Below are 13,946 nucleotides of genomic sequence, written 5' to 3' on the forward strand. Positions count from 1 at the left end.
TTCAGAATTGGGGTCGTTAGGCGAGAACCGGCTGGTCCCACAGGTTGAGCACCGTGCCGATGTTCTTCTCCTCGGCAGTTCGGTAGAGCTCGGTCGCCCACGCGACGTCTTCGACGGGCATGCCGCCGACCGAATAGAGGATGATCTCGTCGTCATTGCGTCGCGGCGTCAGCGCGCCCGTCGCGATATCGGCGATCTCTTCGATCTTGGCGGCCGGGATCTTCCCTTCCTCGACGAGGCCGAACCAGTGCGAGCCCGGAATACCGAGGATCTGGTACGCGGTCGGACCGTATTCCTCGAGCCACGCTTCGTACAGGCCGTGAGCGTCGATGACGAGGCGCACGTTGTCCTGCGCCACGAACTCGTCGTCGAATCGCGCGGCGGCGGGCAGGAGCAGCAGCGCCCCGGGCTTGATCGCGGCCTTGTCGAAGTACGGGAAGGCCTCGCTACCGGCCGCGTCGGTCGAGGTGGTCGCCATCACGATGTCGGCGTCGGCGATCGCTTCTTCGATCGTGTCGGATGCAGTGATGGTCACCAGCTGCGGGAACTCACGCTTCGCCCAATCCGCGAACGCCTGCGTGCTGCCGACGCTGCGACCCTTGATCGTGAGCGTGTCGATGCTCGGACGCAGCGCGAGCGTCGTCGACAACACCGACCGCGCAATCACGCCGGGGCCGACCACCGCGACCGTTTTCGCATCCGCCTTCGCGAGGTGCTTGACGCCGACCCCCGGCACGGCGCCGGTGCGGTAGGCGCTGAGCAGGTTCGCGCTCATAATCGCGAGCGGCGCGCCAGAGTCGCGGTCGTTCAGCACGAACACGTGAATCGAGCGGGGCTGCCCCGCCTGCCGGTTCTCAGTGTTGGAGCCGTACCACTTCACGCCAGCCGTGCCGAAGCGACCGCCGAGGTACGCTGGCATCGCCATGAATCGGCGGTCGGGACCGTCCTTCGGCATGCCGTCAAATTCCGGCGCTTCGGGGAAGGTGATCATCGCGCCGTGCGAGTTGCCGGTCTCGCCGGCCATGCGATAGTCGCCCTGGCGCAGCAGCACGAGTGCCTCTTCCATGACGTCGGTGCAGCGCACGAGATCGCCGACGCCCGCCTCGATCATTTGCGGTTCGTTCAGGTAGCGGAAGTTGATGGTGGTGTTCATGGGGTTCCTCTTTGGGTGTGTCAGGTATTGGGTGATGCAGGCAACGTCACGGGTGGGATGCGCCCGGCCCTGTTGCGAGGCCGGGCGCAAGGGGGCGGATGCGCGGCTACAGTGCCTCGGGTCCGGTTTCGCCAGTGCGCACGCGCAGTACGTGGCTGACGTCCGTGACCCAGACCTTGCCGTCGCCGATGCTGCCGGTACGCGCGGACTCGGCCAGCACAGCCAGTGCCTGGTCAAGCTGCTCGTCGGCGACGACGAGCTCGATGCGGATCTTGGTGCGGAACTTCACGTTCACGGCTTGGCCGCGGTAGTACTCGGTCCGGCCGGCCTGGGTGCCTCGACCCTGGACTTCGGCGGCGGTGAGACCCGGGAATCCGGCCGCTTCGAGGGCGTTCGCGACGGTTTCCAACTTGGTGGGTTTGATGACTGCGGTGATGAGTTTCATGGTGAGTCCTTAGTTCGATTGCGGATGCTTGCCGGTCCGGATGCGGGTGCGCATGCCGTGTCCGTTTGGGTGCGCGTCGTGCGTTACAGCGTGCGCAGGTCGTACGCGCTTTCCGCGTGGACCGAACGGTCGAGACCGATTTCCTCGTCCTCTTCCGACACTCGAATCGGGCGGATCTTGTTCATGACCCAGGCGATTACGTAGGTCATGCCGAACGAGTAGCCAAGCGTCACAACAATCGCGAGGCCCTCTCGCCAAATGAGGTTGAGGTCGCCGCCGAAGACCACGCCGTTGAACCCGGCCGGTGCTGCAGCGGAAGCAAACAGCACCGCGAAGAGGGCGCCCGCGATACCGGCGATGCCGTGGACCGCGAAGACGTCGAAGGTGTCATCGACCTTGTGGCGGCGCTTCCAGGTGATGCCCCAGGCTGCGGCCGCCGCCGCGACGAAACCGACCGCGAGCGCACCAATCGGGTGCACCGCATCCGCTACCGGAGTGATGCCAACGAGACCCGCGATGACACCCGTGCCCAGACCGAGCATCGTGGCGTGACCGTCGCGGAATCGCTCGATCGTCATGAAGCCGAGCATGCCACCGCCAGCCGCGAGAATCGTGGTGAGCACGACATACTCTGCGAGGAAGTTGGCGCCCGCGGCAGTGCCGCCGTTGAAGCCGATCCAGCCGATCATGAGCAGGCCCACGCCAATGAGCATGATTGGCAGGTTGTGCGGACGCATCGTCGTCGACTTGCGGCGGCCGAGCACCATCGCGAGTGCGAGGCCCGCGGCGCCGGCGTTCATGTGAATCGCGGTTCCTCCTGCGTAGTCGTGCAGTTGGAGGATGTCGCGCATCCAGCCGCCAACGATGCCAGCTTCGGGGTCGCCGAACGCGAAGACCCAGTGGGCGAGCGGTCCGTAAACCACGACGACCCAGATCGCCGAGAAGATGATCCAGGCACCGAACTTTATGCGTCCGGCAGCACCCGAAGCGACGAGCGAGATGCTGATCGCGGCGAAGAGTACGTAGAACGCGGCGTTGAGCGCGCCTTCTTTCATGAATTCGTCGAAGAACGCGTATTCGAAAGGGTTACCGATGATGCCGAGGCCGCCGACCGAGTTACCGAGCACGAGTCCGTGACCGATCAAGACGTACACAACGCTCGTCACGGCGAGGCCACTCATGACCATCATCATCGTGTTGAGCACGTTGCGGCTGTCGTGCATGCCGCCGTAGAGCATCGACAGCCCCGGGAACATCACGAGCACGAGGGCGGTGGCGGCGAGTATCCACGCGATATCGGCTGGATTCATAACTGTCTCCTCACATTTGACAGTGTCTACTAGGGCTAACATCTAGAAACTAGCAGTATTAAACACGCGGTGTAAATGCTCGGATTCAACTTTTCTTGCGCGCGTCTGAGCCCCTTCGCTGCACGCGGCCTTCGCACCCCTCCGCAAACTCGTCACTAGATGCACTTCCAAGCGCCCTAACCAACAAGTAGCGACGAGTCTGCAATCAACGCGCTCACGGAGTCGTCGACGGACGCACTTCGAGGCGCGACAAATAGCAACGAGTGACGGGTCTGCGGATTTCATTCCGCAGACCCGTCACTCGTTGCTGCTACCTCAGCTCAGTGCTGAATACGCCTACTCGGCTTCGGTCAGCGCATCCGCTTCGTCGTCGACCTCGGGCGCATCCTCGATCCCCAGAATACGCTTCACCGCGGCGACCGGAATCGGTAGCCAACTCGGGCGGAACTGCGCTTCGTAAATCGTCTCGTAGATCGCCTTGTCGAGCTCGTAGGCGGCGAGAATGCGCTCGAGATCTTCATCGGTCATCCCGCGTCGAGCCTCTTCCCCTTCCTCAACCAGCTCGTCAACGTAACCCTCGAGGAACGCTGCCCGCGCCGCATCCGCCCAATCACGGGCAACCTCGTACCCGGCCTGCAGCGAAAGCGAACCCGCAACGTAGTCGAAGGAGCGCAGCAACCCGGCAACATCGCGAGCCGGAACGTCGGGCGCATTGCGCGCATCCAGCGGCCGCAGCGGCTCGCCTTCGAAATCGAGCAGCACCCAACCCCGATCCGGCACCGCCAGCACCTGTCCGAGGTGGAAGTCGCCATGGATGCGCTGCAGCGTCGGCCACTTCGCCTCACTCGCGAGCGCGTATACACGTTCCACCTCGCTCGCGTACTCACGCAATTCAGGTACCTCGGCGACCGCAAGCTCATAGCGCCGCCACATTTGCTGGGTAGCGAGGTCAATATCGGACTGTCCCGGCTCCACCGTTGGCATCACGCGCCGCAGGGTGGCGTGCACCTGCGCGGTCGCGTGCCCGAGAGCCCGAGCGAGCGGCGTGAAGTCTTCGCCGCCCTCCGCGGCACGCAGCGCAACCCGCCACGCATCCTCAACACCCACAAAAAATTCCTGCGCGAAGGCGAGGTGACCGGCGGCCTGACCGCCCTGAGCATCCGGCCACACCGCCGAAACCTGACCGAAGGTCGGTGGGACGTGCAGCGAACCGGTAGCCGCAAGCGCCGTCTGCAGCGTCACATCCGGGTTATCGCCCGCGTGCAAGGTGCGGAAGAGCTTGACGATCAGCGGCACCGCTGCATCGCCGTTTTCATCCTGCAGCTCACAGATGATCGAGGTGTTCGACTGCTCCCCCGACAGCACCCGCGAGCGCACGAACTCACCGGCCTTGGCACCCGGCATCGGCTGACCATAGACCCGCACCCGGGGTTGGCCGTCGGCACCGACCGCGCCGGAGGCCTCGGCCTCATCGGCAATCAATCGCACGAGGGCGCGGGCGAACGCATCGTCGTGCGGCCCGTCCACGAGCGCCGCGCGCTCACCGTGCTCCCTAATCGGACCGATAAACCCGAGCGCTTCGACCTGTCCGTCGACGTCACGGATCACCAACGGCACCTGATAGAGCGGGGCGGGCTGGCGCGAATGGTCGCGCACGAGCGCCACGGTGATCAGCCGCAGGCCCGGGTCCTCCGCCGCCGGCTCGAGCTCGTAGCTACCAATCAGTTCGAGTTGCGGTTCGCCCGCACCACCCACATACCACCGCTGCTGGGGCATCCATTCGCTGAGCAGTGTGAGGACATCAGACATCTGGTGGAGCCTTCCTTAGTTGAGGTACCGCAAACCACCACCAAGGCTAGTGGCCTCGACCTGACCGCGCCCCATCCGCGCCCGAATCTCAGAGATTTCCCTTGCGTGCGCACGCGAGTACCATTGGTACATGGCACTCCCACAGGTGTGCGTCACGTATTTGCTTCGCGAAAGTTCTCGGGGCAATGAAGTGTTACTCGGACGCAAGAAGTACGGTCTGGGCGAGGGAAAACTCGTCGGCTTGGGTGGCAAGCTGCACCCGGGCGAGCATCCGCGCATCGCCGCAATTCGCGAGATCGAGGAAGAAGCGAGCGTCTACGTCGACCCGGAGTCGCTGCGGCACACGGGCCTGCTCACCTATATCTTCCCAACCAAACCCGCCTGGTCGCAGGAATCCTGGGTATACCTCTGCCGCGAATGGATCGGCGAGCCGGTCGAAACGGCGGAGTTGATTCCCGAGTGGCATCGCCTCGACGAGCCGCCGCTTCGGCGCATGTGGTCGGATGCGCAGTACTGGCTTCCGCGCGCTCTGCAAGGCACCTTCGTGCGGGCGAGCTATATCTTCGGCCACGATCTGGACACGGCGGTCGCCTCCGACGACCCCGTGAGCGGACTGCCTTCGACCCCGCCGGACGGACTGCTGGGCTAGAAAGGTCAGCGCTTGGTGGACAGGGTGACCGTGAACTTTTCGGTGCGGTTCAGCTGGCGCGTGGGTCCGACGATCCGCTCGAGGTGCTGCCGGTGCTTCAGGTGCGAATTGAAGACGGTCACTAGCTGCCCGCCCGGCCGCAGCATCCGCGCCGCACCGCGAAAAAGCTCGTTCGCGAGGCCCGGGTCAACCTTGCGGCCCGTGTGGAAAGGTGGATTGCAGAGAATCAGGTCTACGCTCGAATCGGCGATGCCCTCGCCCGCGTTCCCGCGCACGATCTGGATCTGCTCGGCGAAACCGTTCGCTTTCGCTGTCGCGGCGGTGGATGCGCAGGCCCACCAGGATGCGTCGGTCGCGATCACCTTCGCCTCGGGGAAGCTGCGGGCCAGGACGCTCGCGAGCAGCCCGGTCCCGCAGCCGAGGTCGACGGCGACCCGCACGTCCGATGCGTTCGGAGAATCGGCCGCGCGCCGCCCCGATTCGCCGCGCATGCCTATGCCGAAGCCGTGTGTCGGATCGGCGAGCGCCTGCAGCAGCACCCGCGTGCCAAGATCGAGGGTGGTTCCGGCGAAAGCGCCGCCGCGCGCGGCGACCGTGAGTGAGAGCTCATCCAGCTGTGCGAACCGCGGGAACTCTCGCTCTGAGGCAGCGGCACCCGACGCGGATGTTCGGCTTGCTGCGGAGTTACTCTCGCTGGCCGCAGCCGCACCGGCCGGGCCACGCCCACCACTCGCATCCACACCAACAATCGGCGCGCTTGCAACCAGCGCCCGCGACTTGCGCATCCCGCGAGTGCCGCGGACCTGCGCAAAATACTTACCGAGGCTCTCGTTCATGGACTGCGTCAAGTGCTTGTCCCGCGCACCCAGGATGAGCTGAGCATCCGCCGCGACCTGGTAGGCGGCGCACTCCGCGAGGTCCTCGAGCTCGGCCAAGGACTTTGGCAGCCGTCCAACAACCAGCGATACACCTTCGAAGAGCCCGCCAACGGGGCTCCCCTGCCGCACTCCCGCAGGCAAGGCCCCGGCCACGCCGAAGTCGCTGAACACACGCACCTCGCGCGCACCGTGATCAAGCAGTGGCTGTGCGAAACTCACGTCAGCGTCGTCGATCACCGCGACGATCTCGGGAAGCGGCCCGTTCGCGAGTGCTTCGGTGAGCACCACATCGATGACCGGGTCATCGTGCAGCGGCGTGTGCCCGGCTGCGGGGCTTGAAGCCTCACTCACGAAACGGTCTCGGGCTGAGCCTTGGGTTCATCGCCGAGGTTGAAAGCCCGACCCGAAATCTCACCGACGGTGAACTCGACGAAGACTTCCTTCACCGTCGGAATGAGCGGTTTGAGGTCCAGTTCTGCGGCTTGGTCGATTTCAGCTGACGACTCGAGGATGCGTCCGGTGCAGTGTGCGATCACGCTCCAGGCGGTGGTCTCGGTCACCTGATCGGCTTGGAACAGAATTTCATCGGCGACGACCACTCCGGCGAGCTTGGTGCCGGGGGCAGTGCGGATCACGATCCGGTGCCCATCGCTCCAGTAGTTCACGGGGAACACTTCGGTGATGTTGCCGATGCGCTCAATGAGGCGGCCAAGGTTGTGTCCGCTCAAGAAGCTGCGGGCCCGAGTACCGTTCAGAATCTCCACTACCGCATTCTCTGTCATGGCTCTATCGTGTCACGTTCAGCTGAGGGAAATCCGCGACTGACCGCACATTCAGAACCACGTGCCAAAATCCTGAAGTATGCGAGCGAGCAGTTCTTTTCAGATTGATGTGTGGGATGCGAACGGGCACACTCCGGATGTCGAAACAGGCGCTCCGATGGCGGGTTTCTTCATCCGCCGGACCTTCGCCGGTCCGGAAATCACCGGCGCCTCCCAGGTGCTGATGGTGAGCGCCTTCAACTCCGAAAACGGTTCCGGCACCTACGTCGCCATTGACGCTTTCGAAGGCGAGATCGATGGCCGCCGTGGCACCCTGAATTTCTGGCACACTTCAACCGCCGATCACGGTCGATTTGTGGCTGAGGATGCGCAACTCAAGATCGTGCCCGGCTCCGGCACCGGCCAGCTCGCTGGCGTGCGGGGTACCGGCCTGATCACGAGCCGAGGTGACGAGGAGATTCTGGAACTCGACCTCGAGTTTGCCGGGGATGCATCCGAGGACGACCTCGACGGCGAAGCCGCGATCGGGAAGCTTGAGGCACCCGCCGAATAGTCCGCCCGCTGCTGAGTCGTCGCGCAGCGACTTATCGAAGGCGGTCCCTGAGCTTGTCGAAGGACGTTCCCTGAGTCGTCGCGCAGCGACTTATCGAAGGGGTGCGCTCCCGCTTCACTTGCTGTTAACACAAGGCAATACGATGGACCAGGCGTACCGATTCGCCCTAGCGTACGGCGCGCAAAGCTACACCGGCCCGGTCAGGGCCAACCCGCAGCGGAAACCCCGCTAGTTATGGAGTACTCGTGAAGATTGCAATTCTCGGTGGCGACGGATTCTGTGGTTGGCCAACCGCACTGCACCTGTCGGCCCAGGGCCACGACATCGTCATCGTCGACAACCTCTCGCGTCGACGCATCGACCAGGAACTCGGAGCCGAATCGCTCACCCCGATCTCGTCGATCGAAGAGCGAATCGCCGCCTGGCAAGAGGTTTCGGGCAACACGATTCGCTTCGCGAACATTGACGTCGCGCAGGAGTACGACGACCTGTTGAAGTTCATCATCGACGAAGAGCTCGAAGCGATCGTGCACTTCGCTGAGCAGCGTGCCGCTCCCTACTCGATGAAGAATTCGAAGAACAAGCGCTACACGATCGACAACAACGTCAACGCGACCGGCAATGTGCTCACGGCGATCGTTGAGTCCGAGCGTGACGTGCACCTCGTGCACCTCGGCACCATGGGTGTCTACGGCTACGGCACCGCGGGGATGAAGATCCCCGAGGGCTACCTCGACATTGAGGTCACCACCGATGAGGATGAAAACGGCAATCCGCTCGCCGAACCCACCCGGGTACAGCAGCAGATCCTCTACCCGACGAACCCCGGCTCGGTGTACCACCTCACCAAGGTGCTCGATCAGAACCTCTTCGCCTACTTCGCGAAGAACGACGCACTGCGCATCACCGACCTCCACCAGGGCATCGTGTGGGGCACCAACACCCGCGAGACTTCGCTCGACGAACGCCTGATCAACCGTTTCGACTACGACGGCGACTACGGCACGGTCCTCAACCGCTTCCTCATGCAGGCAGCCGTGGGCTACCCGCTGACCGTGCACGGCACCGGTGGCCAGACCCGCGCGTTCATCCACATTCAGGACACCGTCCGCTGCATCCAGATCGCGATCGAAAACCCGCCAGCCACGGGCGAGCGGGTGAAGATCTTCAACCAGATGACCGAGACGCACCGAGTGCGTGACCTCGCGAACCTTCTGGCGAAGATTGCGGATGCGCAGGTCGAACTCGTGCCGAACCCTCGTAACGAGGCGCCCGAGAACGAGCTCCACGTGAAGAACGACACCTTCCTCGATCTGGGCCTCAACCCGACCAAGCTCGAAGAAGGACTGCTGCTGGAGGTCACCGAGATCGCCCGCAAGTACGCCGACCGTGCCGACCTGTCGAAGGTGCCCGCGACCTCGCTGTGGACCTCGAAGCAGTCCGCCGGTGTACCGCCTTCGGTTGCTGCCGAAGCAGCTACCGAAACCGCCCCCGCGAACTAGCCCGGAGCATCCACCACTATGCGGATCGCGCTGTTCACCGAGGTCTTCCTGCCGAAGATCGATGGGGTGGTGACGCGCGTTCTGCGCACCCTCGAACAGCTTGAGGCGCTCGGCCACGAGGTGCTCGTGTTCGCCCCGGGTGACCCGCCCACCAACTACGCCGGTGCGCGGGTTATCCGGGTCAACTCGGTGCCGCTGAAGCCCTGGTATCCGGAGCTGAAGATCGGCCTACCGACGCCGAATATCGCCAAGCTCGTGGAAGAGTTCGCGCCCCACGTGGTGCACCTGGTGAATCCGGTCGCGCTGGCTGCCTACGGTGCGCTCTCGGCTGCGCGCCGCGACCTGCCGATGCTCGCGTCTTTCCACACCGACACCCCGCAGTACGCGGATGCGCTGGGCCTGGCGCCGATTCGCCGCGGCGGCACCGCGTACCTGCGTGAGATTCACAACCTCGCGGAGGTCAATCTCTGCACGTCGCCGCAGATGGTCGAACGCGCCGAGGAGATCGGCATCAAGCGGGTGGGCCTGTGGCCCAAAGCCATCGACACCGTGACCTACCGCCCGGATAAGCGCTCGGACGCGATGCGGGAGTTGCTGACGGATGGGCACCCCGACGAGAAGCTGATGATCTACGTGGGACGGATGTCGAAAGAGAAGAACCTGCGGGTGCTGCTGCCGCAGATCCGTACGCTGCAGTCGCGTGGCGTACGGCTCGCGATGGTCGGTTCCGGTCCGGATCGGGATGACCTCGAGCGGGAGTTCGCTGGCACCAATACGGTCTTCACCGGCTATATGTCGGGGGATGCGCTAGCTTCAGCATTCGCTTCGGCCGACGTTTTTGCGTTTCCGTCGACTACCGAGACACTCGGACTCGTGGCTCTCGAGTCGATGGCTTCGCAGGTGCCGGTGGTTGCGGCGCGGGCTGGCGGGATTCCCTTTGCGGTGACCGAAGGGCGCAGCGGGCTGCTGTTTGATCCGGATTCGGACGCGGAGTTCACCGCGGCGCTTGAGAAGCTGCTCTTCGATGACGAGTTGCGCCTGTCGATGGGTGCCGAGGCTCGGGTCGAGGCCGAAGAGAGTTCCTGGCGGGCCGCAACCGAGACGCTGGTGCACCACTACGAAGAGGCCATCGACCGGCACTGGGCACGCGCGCACTCGCTGTCGAGCTATTCGCTCAAGATGCGGCTATTCGGCAAGCCAATGCCGCGTCCGAAGGATCTTCCGCCGCGGCTGACTGATGGTGTGCGCGGCAATCTGGAAAATTAAGCCGCAGGGATCACCCGAGCACCATCGCGAGCGTCATCGCCGCGATGTTCAACACCACCGCGATAGCCGCGGTCCACTTCCATGGACCCAAGACCCCAAGGATGCCGAAGAGTAGCCCCACGATCGACGGGAAGGGGACGTAGTTCGCCGCGAGTTCGAGTTCGCCGAATATCGCGCCGAGGGCAATGACGATCAAGCCGATTGCCCCGAGCACGAGCGAAATCATCGCGATGGTGGTGAATCCGCCGCGGTGAAACCAGCGCACGCGAGGGTCCGTTTCTGGTTGATTGATGTTCGCCATGACCGCCCCCCCTAACTGATGGTGTTGGTCCTGGTTGAGTCTTTAAGGCTAGGGCGCGAAGGTTGGCTTCGGCTCAATGCTTCTGCTATCCGAACAGTTCCCGTTCTATCTCCGCGTAGTGGGATGCGGCATCGGCGACCTGCTGCTGATAGTCGGCGGTGTTGTTGTACGAGCGGATTGCCGAGATCCAGTTCTCGGAGCCTTCGAGGGTGCCCTGCGCATTGCAGAGGTAGAGTGCGGCGGTCATCGCCGCATCGTCGATGTGGTGCGGATCTTCCACGCCGTCGCCATTGCCATCCACGCCCCAGATCTCCCAGGTCTCGGGGATGAACTGCAGCGGGCCGACCGCGCGGTCCCACTCGGTGTCGCCGTCGAGATAACCCTTGTCGGTGTCGGGGATTGCCATGGTGTTATTCGTGCCGTTGAGCGGAATCCCGTAAATCTTCTGCGACATCGAGCCATCCGCGGTGATTGCACCACCAAAGAGGGTGCCGTGGTGGCTCTCCACATAGCCAATCCCCGCAAGGGTGTTCCAGCCAACCCGACAGCCATAGACATTGGATGCGACAAGGTCGGCACCCGCATAGGCCGCGAGGGCTCGTTCGGGGATGCCGGTGGCGGCAGCGACTTCCGCAAGCCAGGTGGCGTCGGGCAGCGTTGCAATCTCAGTGGATTGCATCGGAGGCATCCCTCCGGGACCGGTCGCATCAGCTTCAGCTACAGAGTCTTCAAGCTCTTCCGCATCATCCGAGGTCGGTACCTCTGCGCCCAGTGCGGCCGCGGGACCGCCCGTCCCCGGGCCATAGGACAGCTGACCCATGAGCTGGATACCGGCCACGAGCATCCAGGTCGCGACCACGAGCGTGGCGACGCCTAGCAGCGCACCAATAGACAGCAGCACCTTAGTGCGCGTGCGCATCCCACCGACGCGCGCGCCACGCACCTTCGCGACCCGGGTGCTGCCGGGTGACCTCCGGCGGGTATTAGCCGTCGACCGTTTCCGGTTCGCGCTTCGCGATGCCTTCGAGACGGTTCCCTCCAACTCGCTTCAGACACTTCTCGGGCCGCCGTATTGGCCGTCCGCAAGACCCCACAATCAAGACTTCAAGGCTACCGAGTCTCGAGCGGCCCCTTGTGGACATGGAAATTGCTCGACTGCGCAACAGGCCGCAGCACGATCAGGTCCTGATTCACGTGTGGTGGCCGCTCGAAGGCGCCCACCAAGACCTCCGCCACATCCTCCGCGGTAAGTGGCTGCACATCCTCGTAGAGTCGCAGCCCAGCCGCCGCATCCGCGTTGCCGCGCATCCGGTTGAGGGCGAACTCCTCGGTCTGCACTAGCCCCGGCGCGAGCTCCATTACCCGGATTGGTTCACCGGCAAGCTCCAGCCGCAGCGCTCCCGTCACCGCGTGTGCCGCGAACTTGGCGGCGTTATAGCCACCGCCGCGCGCATAAGCACCGAGCCCAGCGGTCGAAGTCAGGTTGAGAATGGATGCGCAACCGACGCGCCCCGCACCCTCCCGCAGCACCGGGAGCAGCGCTGCCGTCACGGATCGCAGGCCGATGACGTTCACCTCGAACATCTGGCGCCATTCATCGTTGGAGGCTTCCTCGACGAGATCGAGCCCGATCGCTCCCCCGGCATTGTTGACGAGCCCCGTGGCCCCGCCGGTCTGCCGAACGGTTTCAGCCATGGCAGCAACCTGCTGCTCATCGGTGACATCGCACACCACCGGTAAACAGCCGGTTTCCTCCGCGAGCTTGCGCAGCCGCTCTTCGCGCCGCGCCACGGCCACGGTTTGCCAGCCAAGTTCCGCAAAGCGGCGGACTGTGGCCGCACCAATGCCGGAACTTGCACCGGTGACTACGATTCGCTGCGACATGGATTCTCCTCCAATCGAGCCCATTGCGAGCTCACGTGTACACGAAATCATGAGCCACCGACACGAGTACCGGCGGACCGACTAAACCGGTTAGCGAACCTCGCCGATGGCGGTCAGGCGACGCGTTGCCTTAAGGCTACGAATTTCATCCAAGGCTGCCTGTGGCACCCCGTTGGCGCAGTCGGTAACCACGTAACCGAGCTGCCCACGGGTGGTCAGCTGCTGGCCGTCGATGTTCACACCGTACTGGCCGAGCACCGAGGTGACGGTCGCGAGCACACCGGGAACGTTCTCGTGTAGGTACAGCAACCGCGCGCCCTTCGACAGCGGTGCGAGCTGCACTTCGGGGAGGTTTACCGACATATAGGTCGATCCGGTGCGCACGTAGTCGCGGAACTTCCCGGCAACGAAGCGACCGATGTCTTCCTGTGCTTCGGCGGTCGAGCCACCGATGTGCGGGGTGAGGATCACGTTCGGGATGCCCTGCAGCACCGACTCGAATGGGTCCCCCGCCTTCTTCGGCTCAACCGGGTAGACGTCGAGGCCGGCACCGGCGATGTGGCCCGAGACGAGGTTGTCGCGCAGTGCCTCAAGGTCGACCACGTGGCCGCGCGAGAGGTTAAGGAAGAGCGAACGCGGACGCATCATCGCGAAGGTCTCGGCGTTGAAAAGATTCGTGTTCTCGGGGCGGCCATCCACGTGCACCGAGACGGTCTCCACGGTCGACAGCAGTTCTTCGAGCGAGTCGCAGCGCACCGCGTTACCAAGCGCGAGTTTGTCGACCACGTCGTAGAAGTAGACGCGCATCCCGAGGGCTTCAGCGATCACCGACAGCTGCGAACCAATGTTGCCGTAGCCAACGAGACCGAGCGTGCGACCGCGCACCTCGTGCGAACCCTTCGCGGTCTTGTCCCACAGGCCGTTGTGCATGTTGCGGTTGTGGTCGCCGATGTGACGAGCCAGGTTGATGATCTCCCCGACCGCGAGCTCCACAACAGAGCGCGTGTTGGAGTACGGGGCGTTGAATGCCACGACCGAGTGCTCAGCGGCAGCCTCAAGGTCGATCTGGTTGGTGCCGATGCTGAAGGCACCAACGGCCTTCAGGTTCGGGCGCGCTTCAATCACTCGACGCGTCAGCTGCGTCTTTGATCGGATACCGAGCAGGTCCACACCCTCCAGGGCGGCAATCAGCTCGTCCTCGTCGAGTGCTCCCTTGCGGGTCTCGACCTCAATACCGTCCGCTTCGAGCAGGCGAGTAGCTTCGGCGTGGATGTTTTCGAGAAGAAGGGCTTTCACCCGCACTATCCTAGCCCCGCTCGGGTTGTTCGTACATTTATCGCGGATTCATTTTGCTCAGGAATTGGTCAAGTTTTGCCCAGCCACCTGCAAGCCGTTCCTGCTAGCGCACGCCTCA

The 13,946-nt window shown here is 63.8% G+C and carries 14 protein-coding genes; 4 read left to right on the forward strand and 10 right to left on the reverse strand.

Going from position 1 to position 13,946, the window contains the following annotated elements; translation table 11 throughout:
* Positions 1 to 16 precede the first annotated feature (16 nt).
* From F8O05_RS10725 to F8O05_RS10740, 4 genes are all read right to left on the reverse strand, one after another.
* Positions 17 to 1,153 (reverse strand): tyramine oxidase subunit B, encoded by a 1,137-nt coding sequence (locus F8O05_RS10725; RefSeq protein ID WP_158052742.1) that lies wholly within the window; start codon positions 1,151 to 1,153, stop codon positions 17 to 19.
* A gap of 106 nt (positions 1,154 to 1,259) precedes the next feature.
* Positions 1,260 to 1,598 (reverse strand): P-II family nitrogen regulator, encoded by a 339-nt coding sequence (locus F8O05_RS10730; RefSeq protein ID WP_158052743.1) that lies wholly within the window; start codon positions 1,596 to 1,598, stop codon positions 1,260 to 1,262.
* 83 nt (positions 1,599 to 1,681) lie between these two features.
* Positions 1,682 to 2,908 (reverse strand): ammonium transporter, encoded by a 1,227-nt coding sequence (locus F8O05_RS10735; RefSeq protein ID WP_158052744.1) that lies wholly within the window; start codon positions 2,906 to 2,908, stop codon positions 1,682 to 1,684.
* Positions 2,909 to 3,244: 336 nt separating this feature from the next.
* Complete coding sequence (locus F8O05_RS10740; RefSeq protein ID WP_158052745.1) at positions 3,245 to 4,717, reverse strand: maltokinase N-terminal cap-like domain-containing protein; 1,473 nt, start codon at positions 4,715 to 4,717, stop codon at positions 3,245 to 3,247.
* A 130-nt stretch (positions 4,718 to 4,847) separates the two neighbouring features.
* On the opposite strand from F8O05_RS10740, the gene F8O05_RS10745 reads away from it, so the two are divergent.
* Positions 4,848 to 5,366 (forward strand): 8-oxo-dGTP diphosphatase, encoded by a 519-nt coding sequence (locus F8O05_RS10745; RefSeq protein ID WP_158052746.1) that lies wholly within the window; start codon positions 4,848 to 4,850, stop codon positions 5,364 to 5,366.
* Between the two features lie 5 nt (positions 5,367 to 5,371).
* Here the strand turns inward: F8O05_RS10745 and F8O05_RS10750 are convergent, their stop codons facing one another.
* Both F8O05_RS10750 and F8O05_RS10755 read right to left on the reverse strand, forming a co-directional pair.
* The gene (locus F8O05_RS10750; RefSeq protein WP_158052747.1) at positions 5,372 to 6,595 is read right to left on the reverse strand and encodes a class I SAM-dependent methyltransferase; all 1,224 of its coding nucleotides are present in this window, start codon (positions 6,593 to 6,595) and stop codon (positions 5,372 to 5,374) included.
* Positions 6,592 to 7,026, reverse strand: coding sequence for a pyridoxamine 5'-phosphate oxidase family protein (locus tag F8O05_RS10755; protein ID WP_158052748.1), 435 nt, complete (start codon positions 7,024 to 7,026; stop codon positions 6,592 to 6,594). Before F8O05_RS10755 ends, F8O05_RS10750 begins: the two co-directional genes overlap by 4 nt.
* 79 nt (positions 7,027 to 7,105) lie before the next feature.
* On the opposite strand from F8O05_RS10755, the gene F8O05_RS10760 reads away from it, so the two are divergent.
* From F8O05_RS10760 to F8O05_RS10770, 3 genes are all read left to right on the forward strand, one after another.
* Positions 7,106 to 7,579, forward strand: a complete 474-nt coding sequence (locus tag F8O05_RS10760; RefSeq protein WP_158052749.1) for a DUF3224 domain-containing protein — start codon at positions 7,106 to 7,108, stop codon at positions 7,577 to 7,579.
* A 245-nt stretch (positions 7,580 to 7,824) separates the two neighbouring features.
* Positions 7,825 to 9,081, forward strand: a complete 1,257-nt coding sequence (locus F8O05_RS10765; RefSeq protein ID WP_158052750.1) for an NAD-dependent epimerase/dehydratase family protein — start codon at positions 7,825 to 7,827, stop codon at positions 9,079 to 9,081.
* Positions 9,082 to 9,099: 18 nt separating this feature from the next.
* A complete protein-coding gene (locus tag F8O05_RS10770; RefSeq protein WP_158052751.1) occupies positions 9,100 to 10,347 on the forward strand; it encodes a glycosyltransferase family 4 protein in 1,248 nt (415 codons plus the stop codon).
* A 10-nt stretch (positions 10,348 to 10,357) separates the two neighbouring features.
* Here the strand turns inward: F8O05_RS10770 and F8O05_RS10775 are convergent, their stop codons facing one another.
* From F8O05_RS10775 to serA, 4 genes are all read right to left on the reverse strand, one after another.
* Positions 10,358 to 10,648: a hypothetical protein gene (locus F8O05_RS10775; RefSeq protein WP_158052752.1), complete on the reverse strand. Its 291-nt coding sequence runs from the start codon at positions 10,646 to 10,648 to the stop codon at positions 10,358 to 10,360.
* 85 nt (positions 10,649 to 10,733) lie between these two features.
* Positions 10,734 to 11,567 carry a lytic murein transglycosylase gene (locus tag F8O05_RS10780; RefSeq protein WP_158052753.1) on the reverse strand — a complete coding sequence of 278 codons (834 nt, stop codon included), beginning with the start codon at positions 11,565 to 11,567 and terminating at the stop codon, positions 10,734 to 10,736.
* 191 nt (positions 11,568 to 11,758) lie between these two features.
* Entirely contained in the window at positions 11,759 to 12,532 is a 774-nt protein-coding gene (locus F8O05_RS10785; RefSeq protein ID WP_192497140.1) for an SDR family oxidoreductase, read from the reverse strand.
* A gap of 90 nt (positions 12,533 to 12,622) precedes the next feature.
* Positions 12,623 to 13,828 (reverse strand): phosphoglycerate dehydrogenase, encoded by a 1,206-nt coding sequence (serA, locus tag F8O05_RS10790; protein ID WP_158052754.1) that lies wholly within the window; start codon positions 13,826 to 13,828, stop codon positions 12,623 to 12,625.
* Between the last annotated feature and the right edge of the window lie 118 nt (positions 13,829 to 13,946).

The organism is Gulosibacter chungangensis, assembly GCF_008831155.1.
Lineage (GTDB): Bacteria > Actinomycetota > Actinomycetes > Actinomycetales > Microbacteriaceae > Gulosibacter > Gulosibacter chungangensis.

What these genes read in the sequence shown, in the direction of transcription:
- F8O05_RS10780 (WP_158052753.1), bottom strand. Translation starts at nt 11,567, where the DNA reads ATGCGCACGCGCACTAAGGTGCTGCTGTCTATTGGTGCGCTGCTAGGC.
- F8O05_RS10775 (WP_158052752.1), bottom strand. Translation starts at nt 10,648, where the DNA reads ATGGCGAACATCAATCAACCAGAAACGGACCCTCGCGTGCGCTGGTTT.
- F8O05_RS10760 (WP_158052749.1), top strand. Translation starts at nt 7,106, where the DNA reads ATGCGAGCGAGCAGTTCTTTTCAGATTGATGTGTGGGATGCGAACGGG.
- F8O05_RS10755 (WP_158052748.1), bottom strand. Translation starts at nt 7,026, where the DNA reads ATGACAGAGAATGCGGTAGTGGAGATTCTGAACGGTACTCGGGCCCGC.
- F8O05_RS10735 (WP_158052744.1), bottom strand. Translation starts at nt 2,908, where the DNA reads ATGAATCCAGCCGATATCGCGTGGATACTCGCCGCCACCGCCCTCGTG.
- F8O05_RS10740 (WP_158052745.1), bottom strand. Translation starts at nt 4,717, where the DNA reads ATGTCTGATGTCCTCACACTGCTCAGCGAATGGATGCCCCAGCAGCGG.
- F8O05_RS10725 (WP_158052742.1), bottom strand. Translation starts at nt 1,153, where the DNA reads ATGAACACCACCATCAACTTCCGCTACCTGAACGAACCGCAAATGATC.
- F8O05_RS10785 (WP_192497140.1), bottom strand. Translation starts at nt 12,532, where the DNA reads ATGTCGCAGCGAATCGTAGTCACCGGTGCAAGTTCCGGCATTGGTGCG.
- F8O05_RS10770 (WP_158052751.1), top strand. Translation starts at nt 9,100, where the DNA reads ATGCGGATCGCGCTGTTCACCGAGGTCTTCCTGCCGAAGATCGATGGG.
- F8O05_RS10745 (WP_158052746.1), top strand. Translation starts at nt 4,848, where the DNA reads ATGGCACTCCCACAGGTGTGCGTCACGTATTTGCTTCGCGAAAGTTCT.
- F8O05_RS10730 (WP_158052743.1), bottom strand. Translation starts at nt 1,598, where the DNA reads ATGAAACTCATCACCGCAGTCATCAAACCCACCAAGTTGGAAACCGTC.